A 15,784-nucleotide genomic window follows, 5' to 3' on the forward strand; every position below is an offset into this window, starting at 1 on the left:
CAACTCTTGAAGCCTTTGGCACTTGAAAGCATTTGTAGAAGGCATGCTTTTCTTTAAGTGTTTTTACTCTCCCCAGTTCTCATCTCATTCGTGACGCCCAAACGAAAGATTTTGATTGATTCAATATAAGAGGGCTTGAAATGAAAGAGATATTGATGGATCTCATTTAGGTTGCAACGCGATAAATTGTTTTTATAAACCACAGCATTACTCTATTAAATACACGAAGAATAAAAACATGAGAAATTGTCTTATTCAAAAGATATTGCTATGGATAGTGTTAAAAGTAGTACAACTAAATTAAAGAGGATCTTGGAAATAAACAGGAATATAACTTTACAACACATAATTGTGCAATAGCACAAAAGATACAATTTCGTTGAATAGTTTCATGAAGAAATTTTTTCACTCATTAAAAGCTCTATTAAATTTCTTTCTCATAATAATTCGATAATTAAAATTTCATAACGAAGCGCAGAAGGTGTAGAATATGAGATTCAATCGAGGATATTACACTCTTATCCGACGTCTTTCAGATATTGGTTGAAATGCTAACTTAGCATGAAAGGCACAATAGGGGCTATTTTCATCAGAATCTGCACCACAAAAATGAAAATCTGCTGATAATGGATCGCCAACCGGCCATCTACATGTATTTTCACTCAATTGTAAAAGATTAAGTTGACGTGATATAGGCACAACTACATTGGATTTTGTGGACATATCAACTTCTTTTACATCTTCCGCTACAAATTCTGTCTTTAAAGCTGTTTCTTCAATACTTACAGATGATGTGTTCATTGGCGATACCGTGGATGTGTTGCGACGCACACGTGGAGATGATGGGCTGCTTCCCACGGGGGATTTTTGCGTACGCGCGCTTCCTTGTGCTGTCTTACCGCGTCCTGGTAACTTTAATCGGTGTACCTTGCCGATGACTGCGTTTCTGCTGACCCCACCTAATTGAGCAGCAATTTGACTTGCACTTAACCCTTCACTCCAAAGCTTTTTAAGAAGCTCAACGCGTTCACATGTCCAACCCATACCAGCACTCCATTCCGATTACGTCACTAAGATGCTCTCCCCTTTGCATCTTCAAATGTTTTAATAATATTTTCACTACGCTGAATGAAAGAATTTTACACTCTAAGCGAGCATAAGAAAATCATCCAACCTGTGGACTTACAAACTAAAACACATCATCTTGCTTATTATATTATAAATTACAATATGCACTCACTCTATGACAAGAGTCTTTACCTCTTGAAGAGTTTATTTAGAATGTTTTCCCCAACTTGCAAATCAATCATAGGTTAAACTTTCACTTTTGTTTAAGGCTTTTTCCCAAAATGCTTATTTATAGAACCTTCATTGACTTTTTTTCAATTGGTGTAATGATCTATTCCATAGGTGTAATCATTAATCGTAATGAAATGTTGAAAGCACCGTAACAAAATGTACCATGTTGTTTTATTTGTAGTGTTGCTTTGTATATATATTGAAAAGGTTAAAATATAAAGGAAATTATGATGGATGCCGTCTCTATACAACCACTTTATGAATGCTTCGCACGACGAGATTTGCATTTTGAACAGGGGCATGGTGTATGGCTTATTTCCGATAAGGGAGAACATTATCTTGATTTCACATCTGGCATTGCTGTTAATGCATTAGGGTATTCACATCCAAAATTGGTTGATACGCTTAAAATGCAAGCTGAAAAACTTTGGCATGTTTCTAATATTTTTCAATCCCCTGAACAAGCAGCTCTTGCCACGCGGCTTTGTGCAAATAGTTTTGCGGATAAGGTTTTTTTCTGCAATTCAGGCACTGAAGCATTGGAGTGCGCATTCAAAACGGCACGTCATTATTACTATGCTGCTGGTCATTCAGAACGCATTGAAATAATTACTTTTGAAGGGGCATTTCATGGACGTACACTTGCAGCACTTGCTGCGACTGGGCATGAAAAATATCTTGAAGGCTTTGGACCTAAAGCTGGTGGATTTATTCAAGTACCTTTTTGTGATGAAATCGCTTTGCGTAACGCTATTAATAAAAATACCGCCGCTATTCTTATTGAACCTATTCAAGGAGAAGGAGGAATACGAACGGTTTCTCATGAATATTTAAGATTTTTGCGCAAAATATGCGATGATAATGGTCTGTTATTGATTTTGGATGAAGTCCAAACGGGTATAGGACGAACAGGGAAGCTTTTTGCTTATGAATGGAGTGATGTCTCACCTGATATTCTTACCCTCGCAAAAGGATTAGGAGGAGGATTTCCATTAGGTGCTTGCCTTGCAACGGATAAAGTTGCAAAAAGCATGACACTTGGGACCCATGGTTCAACCTTTGGAGGAAATCTTCTTGGAATGGCTGTAGGAAATAGTGTTCTTGATATTTTGTTAGAGCCAAATTTTCTCAACCACGTTCAGCGTATGGGAAATAAACTAAGAAGTGGACTTTTGCACATTCTCAATATCTATCCTGATATTATCTGCGCAGTTCAGGGGATGGGCCTAATGGTGGGTATTCAGTGTGTTGTGTCTTCTAATCTTGTCGTTAATGCTTTAGAAAATGAATATCTCTTAAGTGTTGCTGCCAACAACAATGTTGTGCGCTTATTGCCTCCTCTTATCATTAGGGAAGAAGAAATAGATGAAAGTTTGCATCGTATTGAAAAAGCAATAGCGTATCTTTCGCAAGTAAACAAAGAAAGACAAATATTACACACATGACAAATGCTCTTCGTCATTTCACGGACTTATCCATTTTAACGCCAGCAATAGCACGCGCACTGATCGATTATGCAAAAATCCTTAAAGCATCTTTTAAAGCAGGGAAAGGTTCAAAACCTTTTATAGGTAAAACACTTGCGATGATTTTTGAAAAACCATCCACACGAACCCGTATTTCATTCGATATCAGTATGCGCCAGCTTGGGGGAGATACAATCATGCTCACGGGGTCAGAGATGCAGCTTGGTCATAGTGAAACTATAGCTGACACGGCTCGTGTTTTATCCCGTTTTGTGGATATCGTGATATTACGAACAACAAAACATCAACGTATGCTCGAATTGGCACAATATGCACAAATTCCTGTCATTAATGCCCTTACAGATGATACACATCCTTGCCAAATTTTAGCAGATATATTAACCTATGAAGAGCATCGGGGGCCAATTGCTGGAAAAATATTCGCGTGGATGGGGGATGGTAATAATGTGCTCCATTCCTTAATTGAGGCCGCAGCTCTTTTTGATTTTCATTTGCGTATTGCTACTCCAAAGGGCAGTGAACCACAAGAAAAATTTATACATTGGGCACGTGAACGAGGAGCGCACCTTACACTAACTCATAGTCCCCAAAAAGCAGCTCAAGATGCTGATTGTATTATGACCGATACATGGGTCTCCATGGGACAAGAGTTTCGTGCTCGCAGTCATTCTATTTTTCAGCCTTATCAAGTCAATGAAGCTCTCATGAAATTAGCAAAATCTGATGCTCTTTTTATGCATTGTCTTCCTGCTCATCGTGGTGAAGAAGTGGTTGATTCTATTATTGATGGACCGCACTCCGTTGTTTTCGATGAGGCTGAAAATCGTCTTCATGCTCAAAAGGCAATTCTTTCTTGGTGTTTACAAGATGCGTTTTTCTCTCCACAATAGCTCCTCTACAACAAATTATATAAAAAAGGCAAAGCTATGAGTAAACAAGCTAAAGATGAAGCCTCTCTCAATAACAACTTCTTGCATGAAGATGATACTGTTGTTCCCTTTCAAGTCGAAGAACTTGATATTCGTGGACGTGCCGTACAACTTGGAGAAACTTTAAATTCTATTCTTAACAGACATCAATACCCTGAACCGGTTTCCTATCTTCTAGCAGAAGCTTTACTTTTAACTGTTTTGCTTGGAACTTCTCTAAAGCTTACGGGAAAATTTATTTTACAAACTCATTCAGATGGACCGGTTAATATGTTGGTATGCGATTTTTCGCCTCCTTCCAGTTTACGTGGATATGCTCGTTTTGATAAAGAACAGCTTAAACAAGCCATGGACAATAATCAAATCTCTTCAGAAACCCTTTTAGGGAAAGGCACTTTAGCCTTCACAATTGATCAAGGTCCCCATATGCAGCCCTATCAAGGGATAGTTGCATTAGATGGATCAAATTTACAAGAAACTTCTCGTATTTATTTTGATCAATCAGAACAAATTCCTACCGATATCCGTTTGGCTGTTGCTATATTAATTAATCGTGACCAACAAGGAAAAACGCAGAAAAGCTGGCGAGCTGGAGGTATTTTGATCCAACTTTTACCCCAAGAATTGTCTCATCATAAAATAGATACCCCTCATCAAACGCGAGAAAAAACGAAAACCCATAGCCAATTGGATAACCAATGGCAGGAAGCTAAAATACTCATGGCAACGATTGAAAGTTCAGAATTAACAGATCCCCAAGTTGGTAGTAAACAGCTCTTGTTCCGTCTTTTTCATGAACAAGGTGTTAGAGTTTTTAATCCTTTTTCTCTTGTCGATCAATGTTCTTGTTCACACGAAAAAATTAAAGGAATCCTAGAAGGATTTTCGATTGATGAACGCAATAAAATGGTTAAAAATAAATATATTTCAGTCACATGTGAATTTTGCTCAAAAACGTATTGTTTTACACCACAAGAATTTTAGAAGAAAAAACATAATCAAATATTTTTCATAAAAAAATGATGATTGCAACAAAAGCCTATTTTATTTGCGTCATAAAAGTTTACCTATAAGCTCATATGAACTTCTAGAATATTTCTTGTCTTAGAGTTTTTTAATGTATACGAGTGATCTTTCTGTTGAAATCAGTAATCACGTCACCGAGTGCTTAAAAAAGAGTTCTGTGTAAAATATATTTTCTCCTCTCGAAAAAGCTTATTTCTTACAATGAATTCTTTTATAATATTCATTGATAGATTGATCATGTACTTATAACTTATCTTCTCTGTTAAATGAGATTTTTTGATTGTAGTCATATTTTCTTACTCGAATTTATCTTATTAAAAGTCAAAAAAGCTTATTAGTTGTAATCATAAGATAAATTATCGAAAGAATAAGAATGTATAGACTCAATATGGGCTTTATGGAGTCTATTACGAACAGATAGTGTAATGGGAATAAATATACCAATAACGCTGCGAAGGAATGGATTTGTTATTTTATAAAGATGAAAATAGTGGTGAAGTCCCCTCATAACAATGTGCATTTCAGATAAAAAAGCGGAGACAGAATACTATATGATTTTGAAAATAATAGTTGGTTGCTTTCACTAATCTAACGATGTTTCTATAGCAATATTGTTTTGTCCAAATAATCAAAAATAAAGTTCCAAAACAGATAGTTAATCGCTAAAAAAATGAAAACTACTTAAATTTTTGTTATATTTGGGAGGTTTGCTCTACAGATATTTCTTTGCACATGTTTTTGAATCAACAATGGTAATGCTCTTGTCAAATTTTCCTAAGAAGAATGAGGATCCGTATAAATAAAGTAGCATACATAGCATGATAAAACGTTATGTTTTTACAAACCTGCATTATTGTATTTTTCAACTTAAAATATTGCCAATTATTTTCACGTTTAGACAATTCATAAGGGGTATTTTTAGTCTTTATCTTAAATGTTTTTTTGATTCAACATATAGAAATTTTAAAAAACACTCATAGTATACGGTATTTTCAGTTAATAGATAGAAATGGTAAATTACTATTTATAAATCAATATTTTGATATTTTATTTTTCTTCTGTCATGATCGCTTGTTTAATTTTTGGTAGAATTTTTTTTTGATAAATTTGCCATGTTAAGGGACCAACATGTTTGGCAATGATGATGCTCTCTTTATTCAAGAGAAAGGTTTCTGGGGGTCCATATATTCCCCAATCAATAGCTGTATATCCTGAAACATCAAAGCCAATAAATTTAAAAGGATTACCAAAACTGTTTAAAAAGCGCAGGGCGTTTGTTTTGTTATCTTTATAATTAATACCAATCAGATCAAAACGTCTATCTTGTGCAATTTTCATAAGAATAGGATGCTCTTCGCGACAGGGCAAACACCAAGAGCCCCAAAAATTGACCAACGTGACACGTCCCTTAAACTGTTTTGAATTGAGATAACTTTCTTTATCAAGAAGAGGAAGATGAATATTGGGAGCAGGTTTTTCAGCTAATGCGTTTGGGAGAAGAGAAGAATCTTGAAGGTTTTTTTTATCCATAAAGTTGAAAAAAAGCACCACGAGAAGAAGAAAAAGCACAAATGGTCCCAAAAAAACAAGCAGAACAGGCAAAGATATATTTTTTCTAAGTTTTGGAGGGATGTTTTTCATTATACTTTTCTTTTTGTGACAACTCTTTTTTGTTTAGCTGTTGGAGAATTTTTTTTTGGTATAGCGCTTTGCAAAGAATATATCCAATAAGACATAAGAGGGATATTGCAGAAAGCACATAGCTTAAAATAACAATTTGCTCGTGTTTAAGGGTGCTAAGGAAAAAATCAATTTTCTGAGATAGATTTCCTAAAAGTCCGCCCTGGGTGCCGTTTAGGTCGAGCATGATGAAGAGTCCTGTTGTTGTGCACGACGGGATTTTTTAATCTGAAGTATTCGAATATAATGATTATTGATTTCATTTCGCATAGCCATCAAATAGAGTGCAATAAACATAAAGATAAAACAAAATAGCATTGTTATAAGGGGCCATAACATAGCATTGTCGATTGTTGATCCTCCAGCACGTAACAATGATGCTGGTTGATGCAATGTATTCCACCAATTAACGGAAAATTTAATAACAGGAATATTAACAAATCCAACAAGTGTAAGAATTGCAGTAGCGCGAGCGGCTTTTACTTGGTTGTCAAAAGCACGTCCAAGCAGGATAATGGAAAGATAGATAAAAAGCAGAATTAAAACTGATGTTAACCGTGCATCCCAGACCCACCATGTTCCCCATGTAGGTCGCCCCCAAAGTGCTCCTGTCATGAGAGCCAATGCGGTAAAAATCGCTCCAATAGGCGCTCCACATTTAAGTGCCACATCAGCAAGATGATATTTCCAAATCAGATTTCCTAATGCTGCTGCACTCATCGTTACATAACAGAATGTAGACAACCACGCAAAGGGTACATGAAGGTACATAATCTTAACAGTAATGCCTTGTTGATAGTCATCAGGGGAATACATCACCAGAATAAGTCCTAAAATAAGGAAACACAATGTTATGCCGGCCAACCAAGGTAAGACGATACTGCTTATTTTCATGAAAAGGGTGAAACTTGCAGGGAGTGACCTGATTTTATATGGACGAGATAGTTCATTCATGAAATTCATAATAGGCAGAGTTTTTCTATGCGGCAATCATCTTTTATTATTCTGATAAAAGTTTAAGCGTTATTGCAGCAACAAAAGAGCCAAAGAGACTCAAAATAAGTGAAAAAGCGCTGAGAAGAGCTAAGGACGTGAGAAAAGAAATATTTGGATTTATTGGGGCTGTAGCAGCCGAAACACCAAAAATCATAATTGGAATGATCCACGGCAAGATAATGATAAAAATAAGCAGAGTACTGTGCAACAATGAGGTTGCGAGTGCAGCGCCTATGGCGCCAATAAAAATAATGGCTGGTGTTCCGCATAAAAGGGTAAGTATTGTTGTAAAAGTTATTGTTGCATCTAAATGGAGCATGAGGGCTAAAATAGGTGTAGCAAAAATAAGAGGAAGCATTGTTCCTACCCAATGGGCAAGACATTTGGTAAAAACAATTAGTGTAAAACTTTGTCTTTTTCCTGAAAGGATAAATTGGTCGAGATTACCATCATCGCGATCGATTTGGAAAAGTTTGTTCAGATTGAGGAGTCCTGCAAGAAGGGCTCCAAACCACAATATACCAGGCCCTATTTGTGCAAGAATTTTGGGATTTGGTCCAATGGCAAAGGGGGTTATGACAACAACAGCGATAAAAAACAATAGTCCTGTTAGTGAAGAGGCTTGTGGCGCTAATAATAGTTTAAGGTCACGCCAGAACAGTGCTTTCATTTTATTCTCTCCTAGAGAGGTAAAAATTTTTCCAGAGCGATTTTATGGTTTTCTGGAATACCTAGGGAATTATGAGTTGCAGCGATAATCATACCACCTTGATTGAGATGACGCTGGAAAATACGAGCAAGGAGTTTTTGAGCATGGTTATCAAGTCCAGATATTGGTTCATCTAAAATCCAAAGAGGACGATAGGAGAGCAAAAGGCGAGCAATAGCTACGCGCCTTTGTTGTCCAGTTGACAGAGCTTTAAAGGGTAAATGTTCAAGGTTAGAAAGACCAATATCGGCAAGAACCTCATGCACAAAGCGTAAATGTTGACCGTAAAAATCTGCCCAAAATTGCAAATTGTCAATGACAGATAAGAGAGGTTTCATAGCATTTTGAGGACCAAGATAATGACACGCAGTTGCAACAGGGTATATTTGATTATGGTCTTTAAGTATTATATGACCTTCAGCAGCTTCAAGAAGACCGACAATGATTCGGAGTAATGTAGATTTTCCGATACCATTAGGACCGGTGATTGTCATCAGTTGCTGTGAAAATAAACAAAAAGAAAGACCTTTAAACAGAATTTCCTCGTTTCTGTAAGCGGCTAAATCTTTGCCTGATAACACCATGTGATTGCCTATTTTGTTTTTATTTTCATATTCTTTATTGCATTATAGAATAAAAAACACATTTTTTGTGCAATTGTACCTAGAATAGTTCTAGAAATAGTTCTATAAGAGATACCTTACATCAATATCTGGTGTAAAATGGTTTCTGGCGCTGATTTCCGCATTTGCCTACGAGAGGGTGGAGGGGGAAATGGATGGCGGAGGTGATTGCGTCTGCGCTCAAGCTGCGACCTTGACTCGTAGTTTGTGTTGTTCATTCCTGGAAATTGGGTGGTTATAGTATGAGGGTGGACAGTCATGACTCAAATTGATAGCTTTAATTGTCGCAAAGTATTAAATGTTGGTGGCAAAGAATATACTTATTATAGCTTGATCGAAGCGGAGAAGAATGGTCTTGAAGGTGTTTCTCGTTTACCGTTTTCGATGAAAGTTATTCTCGAAAATTTATTGCGATTTGAAGATGGTCGCACAGTTAAAAAAGAGGATATCCTCAATGTTGCTAAGTGGTTAAACGACAAAGGGAGCGCTGGGGCAGAAATTGCTTACCGTCCTGCACGTGTTCTTATGCAGGATTTTACAGGTGTTCCAGCAGTTGTTGATCTTTCTGCAATGCGTGATGCTATGGTTAAACTTGGCGGTAACGCTGAAAAAATCAATCCTCTCATTCCCGTTGATCTCATCATTGATCACTCAGTTATTGTTGATGCTTTTGGCAATTCCATGGCTTTTAAGGAAAACGTTGAGCATGAATATGAACGCAATGGTGAACGCTATCGTTTCCTTAAATGGGGGCAGCAAGCCTTTCAAAATTTTCGCGTTGTTCCTCCAGGAACAGGGATTTGTCATCAGGTTAACCTAGAATATTTAGCACAATGTGTATGGATGAAGAATGAAGAGGGGTGTGAGACGATTTATCCTGACACCTGTGTGGGAACTGATTCGCATACGACTATGGTTAATGGTTTAGGGGTTTTAGGTTGGGGTGTTGGTGGTATTGAAGCAGAAGCAGCAATGTTAGGCCAACCTGTTTCTATGTTGTTACCTGAAGTGATTGGTTTTCGTCTAACAGGTAAACTTAAAGAAGGTGTAACAGCCACCGATCTCGTATTGACGGTGACTCAAATGCTACGCCGGAAGGGTGTTGTCGGTAAATTTGTTGAGTTTTTTGGTCCTGGTTTGGAGCAGATGACGCTTGCTGATCGGGCAACGATTGGAAATATGGCACCTGAATATGGAGCAACGTGTGGTTTTTTCCCAATTGATAAGGAGACAGTGCGTTATCTCAATATGACAGGGCGTGATGAAAATCGGATTGCCTTAGTAGAAGCTTACACCAAAGCACAAGGGATGTGGCATGACGAAATGGTGGCTCATCCCATTTTTAGTGATACAATTGAATTGGATATGGGAACTGTTGTTCCTTCTATGGCTGGTCCTAAACGTCCTGAAGGACGTATTGCATTGGAAAACGTTGGGCAGGGTTTTGAGAAGGCATTGGTCGAAGACTATAAGAAGACTTCTGAACAAAATAAGCGTTATCAGGTCGAGGGTGAAGAATATACGCTTGGTCACGGTGATGTGGTGATCGCTGCGATTACGTCGTGTACGAATACATCGAATCCAAGTGTTCTTATTGCAGCGGGTCTTTTGGCAAGAAATGCAGTGGCAAAAGGTCTCAAGAGCAAACCATGGGTAAAAACTTCTCTTGCACCAGGTTCACAAGTCGTTGAAGCTTACCTTCAAAATTCGGGTCTGCAAAAAGATTTAGATGCATTAGGATTTAACTTAGTAGGATTTGGGTGCACAACATGTATTGGAAATTCTGGTCCTTTGCATCCAGCTATTTCCAAAACGATTAATGACAATGGTATAATTGCATCTGCAGTTCTTTCGGGAAATCGTAATTTTGAAGGGCGTGTTTCCCCTGATGTGCAAGCGAATTATTTAGCTTCACCACCGTTAGTTGTTGCACATGCGCTCATCGGGACGGTGTGTAAAGATTTAACCAAGGAACCTCTTGGTGAAGATTCAAATGGCCAACCCATTTATTTGAGAGATATTTGGCCAACCTCTCAAGAAATACAGGAATTCATCGAAAAAAATGTCACGCGTAAGGTTTTTGCTGAAAAGTATGCAGATGTTTTTAAGGGAGATGAAAATTGGCAAAAAGTTCAGATTCCTACGGGTTCTACCTATTCTTGGGATGAGCAATCCACTTATGTACGCAATCCACCTTATTTCGATGATATGCAGAAAACACCTGATATCTTACCAGATATTAAAGATGCACGGATTTTGGGTTTATTTGGTGATAAAATCACGACGGATCATATTTCTCCTGCTGGTTCTATTAAAGCAGCTTCTCCTGCCGGAAAATATTTAATGGATCATGGTGTTAAAGTGGCTGATTTTAATCAGTATGGAACGCGTCGTGGGAATCATGAAGTTATGGTGCGTGGGACCTTTGCCAATATTCGCATTCGTAATTTCATGTTGGGGGAAAATGGTCGGGAAGGAGGTTATACGGTTCATTATCCGTCAGCGGTAGAACAGGCCATTTACGATGCAGCAATGGCGTATAAACAAGAAGGTACTCCACTTGTTGTTTTTGCTGGTATTGAATATGGCAATGGATCATCGCGCGATTGGGCAGCCAAAGGTACCAATCTTCTTGGTATAAAAGCAGTGATTGTACAGTCTTTTGAAAGGATTCATCGCTCTAATCTTGTTGGTATGGGCATTGTTCCCTTTGTCTTTGAGGAGGGTGTAAGTTGGAAATCTTTAGGCTTAAAGGGAGATGAAAAGGTGACAATTGAAGGAATTCATAACTTGAAACCTCGTCAAAAGACAGTAGCGAAAATTACTTTTTCTGATGGTACGATAAAAACCGCTCCGTTATTATGCCGTATCGATACTGAAGATGAGCTAGATTATTTGCATCATGGGGGAATTTTGCAATATGTCTTGCGTAAGTTAGCTGTTTAAATTCTTTTGTTTGTTAAGGAATATCTATTATTAAGCTATAAAGTTGCGGATCAAAGAGTTTGGCTTCGTTTTTTTATGACTATCTTTGAAAATCTAATTGACGTTAGCTTTGGGATTGCGCTATAAGCCACACAGTTATAGGCAGCTTTATAGTTTTGCTTGGGTTGAATTTATTTATATTGGTAGAGTTGTCATTTAGACTCATTTTACCAAGGTGTTGAAAGAGAGATTATATTTATGGCGAATACACCTTCTGCTCGAAAAGCGGTGCGCAAGGTTGCAACGCGCACACAGGTTAATAAGGCCCGCCGTTCGCGCGTTCGTACCTTTATACGTAAGTTTGATGATGCTTTAGCGGGTGGCGATAAGGCATCTGCAGAGATTGCATTTAAGAATTTTGAGCCTGAAATTATGCGTGCGGTTTCTAAAGGGGTTTTTCATAAAAATGCTGCTGCGAGGAAGGTATCGCGTTTAGCTAAACGTTTGAAGGCTCTCAGCGTTTAAGCTTTTTCTCCTTTATTGAGAATCAAGCCAGTATCCATGAGGATGCTGGCTTTTTGTTTATTATTTCAAAAAGTTTCTATTGAAAATAAGAATCGATAATGATTCTCCTCTTGAAAAAGGAGAGAAAGTTTATAGGGGGAGTATGGTTATCCACAAGCTTTGTGGATTTTTACAGAGTCTTTTTTGTCAAGCATTTTATTTTTTTTTTTAAATCTGAGGAGATTCTTTAATTATTGGTAAATTTAGAGAAAAAAAATGAATTGAATCAATATTTTTTTCATTCCTCATTGATACAAGCATTTTTTTCGGGTTTTTTGATTTTATTTTGACCTCTTGCATTTTACCTCTGCTGTTTTGTATGGTTCTTATGAAGACTAAAAAGCATGAAGGGGTCACACCAGCACATTGTTCTATATTTTGTTGAGTACAAGATGTTTTGACTTAGGCTTTTCGAAGCTTTTGTACTGGAAAGGTTTTCTGACGATTTTTTAGTTTTCTGAATAGATATGTTTACCATTTTAGAAGGGTGGGTCATATCATGAGTGCAAGTAAATCTTATTGGTCATCTTTGTTAGTGGGGTTGTGATGAGGCTATCCTAGGGGAGGGTGAGTAATCTTATTTGGGGTAGGGCGTTTTGCCTTCGCTAGATTTATTTTAGCTGTTTGGCAGGACAAAATTTTATTTTTATCAGGATGGAAGATGGTGGATAAATTGAACTCTAAAGCTAGTTCCTTTAAAGGGGTTTCGGTGAATATCCTGTCAGCAGAGAACATAATAAAGAATAGGATGACGGAGAGTGATGAGGATGTTCGTAGAAATGCTTCTATAGGGCATTCTATTGTTTCAGAGGAGGAAAGTGCGGCGGCTTTTATACGTGTTATGGCGCAATTAAAGGTGCAGGTTGGTGTTGAGGCTTATACCAGTTGGTTTGGACGTGTGAAGCTTGCTGAATATAGCCATACTCTTGTAAAGCTTTCTGTTCCTACTGCTTTTTTACGTTCATGGATTAATAATCACTATGGTTCTCTTTTGACTCATTTATGGAAACAAGAGAATTCAGCAATTCTTCGTGTTGAAGTTATTGTTCGTGGTATGGAACGCGTTTCAAGAGACGTCGTTTGTAAAAGAAGTGTTCCTTCTGTTGTGCTAGAGGAGCAGGCGACTTCATCTTTTGTTGAAAGTTGTGCAGAGCATTCAGTTAAGAGTTCTCAAACGGGAGTTTTTGGATCTCCGCTTGATTCGCGCTATACTTTTGAAAGTTTTGTTGAGGGGGCTTCTAATCGTGTTGCTTTAGCAGCTGCGCGTTCAATTGCGGAGGGGCATAAAAGTGCTTTGCGTTTTAATCCTCTTTTTATTCACGCATCTGTTGGTTTAGGAAAAACACATTTGCTTCAGGCGATTGCTGCTTCTGCATTGAAGCGTTTAACGTCTGCGCGCGTTATTTATTTAACTGCTGAATATTTTATGTGGCGTTTTGCAACAGCTATTCGTGATAATGATGCTCTTTCTTTTAAAGAACAGCTTCGTGATATCGACCTTTTGATTATTGATGATATGCAGTTTTTGCAGGGTAAGTCGATACAACATGAGTTTTGCCATTTGCTTAATATGTTGCTTGATAGTGCAAAACAAGTTGTTGTCGCTGCAGATCGTCCGCCAGCAGAATTAGAATCGCTTGATCTTCGCGTTCGTTCTCGTCTTCAGGGAGGGGTAGCTCTTGAAATTGAAGCACCAGATTATGAAATGCGTTTGCAAATGTTGCGCCAGCGGTTGAAGGTGGCACAACAAGATGATGGCATGGTATCAATTTCTGATGATATCTTGGAATATATTGCGAAAACGGTTTTAGGGTCGGGGCGTGATATTGAAGGTGCATTTAATCAGCTCTTGTTTCGTCAATCTTTTGAGTCTGATTTATCTTTAGAGCGGATTGATGAGTTATTAGGTCACTTGACACGTCCTGGTGAACCTAAGCGCATTCGGATTGAAGAAATTCAGCGTACGGTAGCACGTCATTATAATGTTTCTAAACAGGACTTGTTATCTAATCGTCGAACACGTACGGTTGTGAAGCCACGGCAAGTTGCAATGTATTTAGCAAAAGTATTAACTCCTCGCTCGTTGCCAGAAATTGGGCGTCGTTTTGGTGGGCGTGATCATACAACAGTTTTACACGCTGTGCGTAAAATTGAAGATTTGGTTTGTGGTGATCAGACCTTGGCTAAGGAACTTGAATTGCTTAAGCGGTTGATTGGAGAACAGGCTGTATAGTGTTTATTGTTTCTTTCTTTGGAGAAACTTTAAAGAATTTAATGAAAAGATTTATTTTTTCTTGTGCAGGAGTGACTTGCCATTTTAAGAGAGGTTTAATAAAGTCTAGCAGGCGATTCTTTGAAGAGGATCTATTTTTAATGCTAAGGAATTCTTATAGTTTTTAGTAAATCATACGGGGCTTTTATGCGTATTACAGTTGATCGCAGTCAATTTCTCAAGTCTCTTGGTCGGGTTCACCGTGTGGTAGAGCGCCGTAATACTGTTCCTATTTTATCGAATGTGCTGATTGATGCAGAAAATGGTTCTGTGCAGTTAAAAGCAACAGACCTTGATTTAGAGGTTACGGAATCTTTTGCAGTTAATGTTAAACAAGCTGGAGCAACAACTGTTCCAGCACATTTGCTCTATGATATCATTCGAAAACTTCCTGATAGCAATGAAGTTGTATTATCCGTCGATGAGAATCAGGCAGCTACAATGTCCGTTGTTTCGGGTTGTGCACATTTTCAGCTTCAATGTCTTCCGAAGGCAGATTTTCCAGAGTCGCTTCCTGGGCAGTTTGGTTATCGTTTTTCTCTATCGGCATCAAGCTTAAAACATTTACTTGATTGTACGCAGTTTGCTATTTCTACTGAAGAAACCCGTTATTATCTTAATGGTATTTATTTACATGTTATTAATGACGGTGTTTTGAAATTGCGTTTGGTTGCAACTGATGGTCATCGTTTGGCACAAGTTGAGATGGAAGCTCCTTCAGGAGTTGAGGGAATGCCCGGTGTTATTGTCCCCCGTAAAGCTGTAGGAGAATTGCAAAAACTTCTTTCAGAAGAAAATGATAGCGATGTATGTATAGAGCTTTCAGAGACAAAGATTCGTTTTTCTGTAGGTTCTGTGATTTTTACATCAAAATTAATTGATGGAACATTTCCGGATTATCAACGTGTTATCCCTCTTGGAAATGATAAAGAATTAATTGTTAATAGGCAGGACTTTTCTTCTGCAGTTGATCGTGTTTCAACGATTTCAAGTGATCGGGGGCGTGCAGTTAAATTAACGATTGAGCACGGACAGTTAAGGCTTGTTGTTAATAGCCCAGATTCGGGCAGTGCAGAAGATCAATTATCAGTAACTTATGCATCTGAACCGCTTGAGATAGGATTTAATTCACGTTATCTTTTGGATATTGCTGGGCAGCTTTCAAGTGACGAGATGGTTTTTATGTTGGCTGAGGCTGGAGCACCAGCTCTGATTCGTGATAATGATGATGTGGATGTGCTCTATGTACTGATGCCTATTCGCGTTTAGGGGCA

At 38.0% G+C, this 15,784-nt stretch carries 13 protein-coding genes; 7 read left to right on the forward strand and 6 right to left on the reverse strand.

Features of this window, described 5'->3' with window-relative positions; all coding sequences use genetic code 11:
- Positions 1-510: 510 nt before the first annotated feature.
- Positions 511-1,044: a GcrA family cell cycle regulator gene (locus ACFIJ7_RS01005; protein WP_375644388.1), complete on the reverse strand. Its 534-nt coding sequence runs from the start codon at positions 1,042-1,044 to the stop codon at positions 511-513.
- Between the two features lie 485 nt (positions 1,045-1,529).
- On the opposite strand from ACFIJ7_RS01005, the gene ACFIJ7_RS01010 reads away from it, so the two are divergent.
- From ACFIJ7_RS01010 to ACFIJ7_RS01020, 3 genes are read left to right on the forward strand one after another with little or no spacing between them, the layout of a single operon-like run.
- Positions 1,530-2,744: an aspartate aminotransferase family protein gene (locus ACFIJ7_RS01010; RefSeq protein WP_012754528.1), complete on the forward strand. Its 1,215-nt coding sequence runs from the start codon at positions 1,530-1,532 to the stop codon at positions 2,742-2,744.
- A complete protein-coding gene (gene argF / locus ACFIJ7_RS01015) occupies positions 2,741-3,676 on the forward strand; it encodes an ornithine carbamoyltransferase (protein WP_375635426.1) in 936 nt (311 codons plus the stop codon). Before ACFIJ7_RS01010 ends, argF begins: the two co-directional genes overlap by 4 nt.
- A 36-nt stretch (positions 3,677-3,712) precedes the next feature.
- Positions 3,713-4,699, forward strand: a complete 987-nt coding sequence (locus tag ACFIJ7_RS01020) for an Hsp33 family molecular chaperone (RefSeq protein WP_375635427.1) — start codon at positions 3,713-3,715, stop codon at positions 4,697-4,699.
- A 1,089-nt stretch (positions 4,700-5,788) separates the two neighbouring features.
- Here ACFIJ7_RS01020 and ACFIJ7_RS01025 read toward each other — a convergent pair.
- The 5 genes from ACFIJ7_RS01025 to ccmA are packed head-to-tail and all read right to left on the reverse strand — an operon-like array spanning position 5,789 to position 8,710.
- Positions 5,789-6,382, reverse strand: coding sequence for a DsbE family thiol:disulfide interchange protein (locus tag ACFIJ7_RS01025; protein WP_375644389.1), 594 nt, complete (start codon positions 6,380-6,382; stop codon positions 5,789-5,791).
- Complete coding sequence (locus ACFIJ7_RS01030) at positions 6,357-6,608, reverse strand: hypothetical protein (RefSeq protein WP_375644390.1); 252 nt, start codon at positions 6,606-6,608, stop codon at positions 6,357-6,359. Before ACFIJ7_RS01030 ends, ACFIJ7_RS01025 begins: the two co-directional genes overlap by 26 nt.
- Positions 6,596-7,375 carry a heme ABC transporter permease gene (locus ACFIJ7_RS01035; RefSeq protein WP_375644391.1) on the reverse strand — a complete coding sequence of 260 codons (780 nt, stop codon included), beginning with the start codon at positions 7,373-7,375 and terminating at the stop codon, positions 6,596-6,598. Before ACFIJ7_RS01035 ends, ACFIJ7_RS01030 begins: the two co-directional genes overlap by 13 nt.
- Positions 7,376-7,421: 46 nt before the next feature.
- Entirely contained in the window at positions 7,422-8,087 is a 666-nt protein-coding gene (ccmB, locus tag ACFIJ7_RS01040; protein WP_012754534.1) for a heme exporter protein CcmB, read from the reverse strand.
- A gap of 11 nt (positions 8,088-8,098) precedes the next feature.
- Entirely contained in the window at positions 8,099-8,710 is a 612-nt protein-coding gene (ccmA, locus tag ACFIJ7_RS01045; RefSeq protein ID WP_375635432.1) for a heme ABC exporter ATP-binding protein CcmA, read from the reverse strand.
- Between the two features lie 297 nt (positions 8,711-9,007).
- Between ccmA and acnA the strand changes: the two genes are divergently transcribed.
- The 4 genes from acnA (at position 9,008) to dnaN (ending at position 15,779) form a co-directional block, all read left to right on the forward strand.
- Positions 9,008-11,695, forward strand: a complete 2,688-nt coding sequence (gene acnA, locus ACFIJ7_RS01050; RefSeq protein WP_375644392.1) for an aconitate hydratase AcnA — start codon at positions 9,008-9,010, stop codon at positions 11,693-11,695.
- Between the two features lie 237 nt (positions 11,696-11,932).
- The gene (gene rpsT / locus ACFIJ7_RS01055; protein ID WP_375644393.1) at positions 11,933-12,199 is read left to right on the forward strand and encodes a 30S ribosomal protein S20; all 267 of its coding nucleotides are present in this window, start codon (positions 11,933-11,935) and stop codon (positions 12,197-12,199) included.
- Between the two features lie 700 nt (positions 12,200-12,899).
- On the forward strand, positions 12,900-14,471 hold the full coding sequence (gene dnaA, locus ACFIJ7_RS01060; protein WP_375644394.1) for a chromosomal replication initiator protein DnaA: 1,572 nt from the start codon (positions 12,900-12,902) through the stop codon (positions 14,469-14,471).
- Between the two features lie 186 nt (positions 14,472-14,657).
- On the forward strand, positions 14,658-15,779 hold the full coding sequence (dnaN, locus tag ACFIJ7_RS01065) for a DNA polymerase III subunit beta (protein ID WP_375635436.1): 1,122 nt from the start codon (positions 14,658-14,660) through the stop codon (positions 15,777-15,779).
- The last annotated feature ends 5 nt before the right edge of the window (positions 15,780-15,784 follow it).

This window comes from Bartonella sp. MR100HLJHH, assembly GCF_042194215.1.
Lineage (GTDB): Bacteria > Pseudomonadota > Alphaproteobacteria > Rhizobiales > Rhizobiaceae > Bartonella > Bartonella grahamii.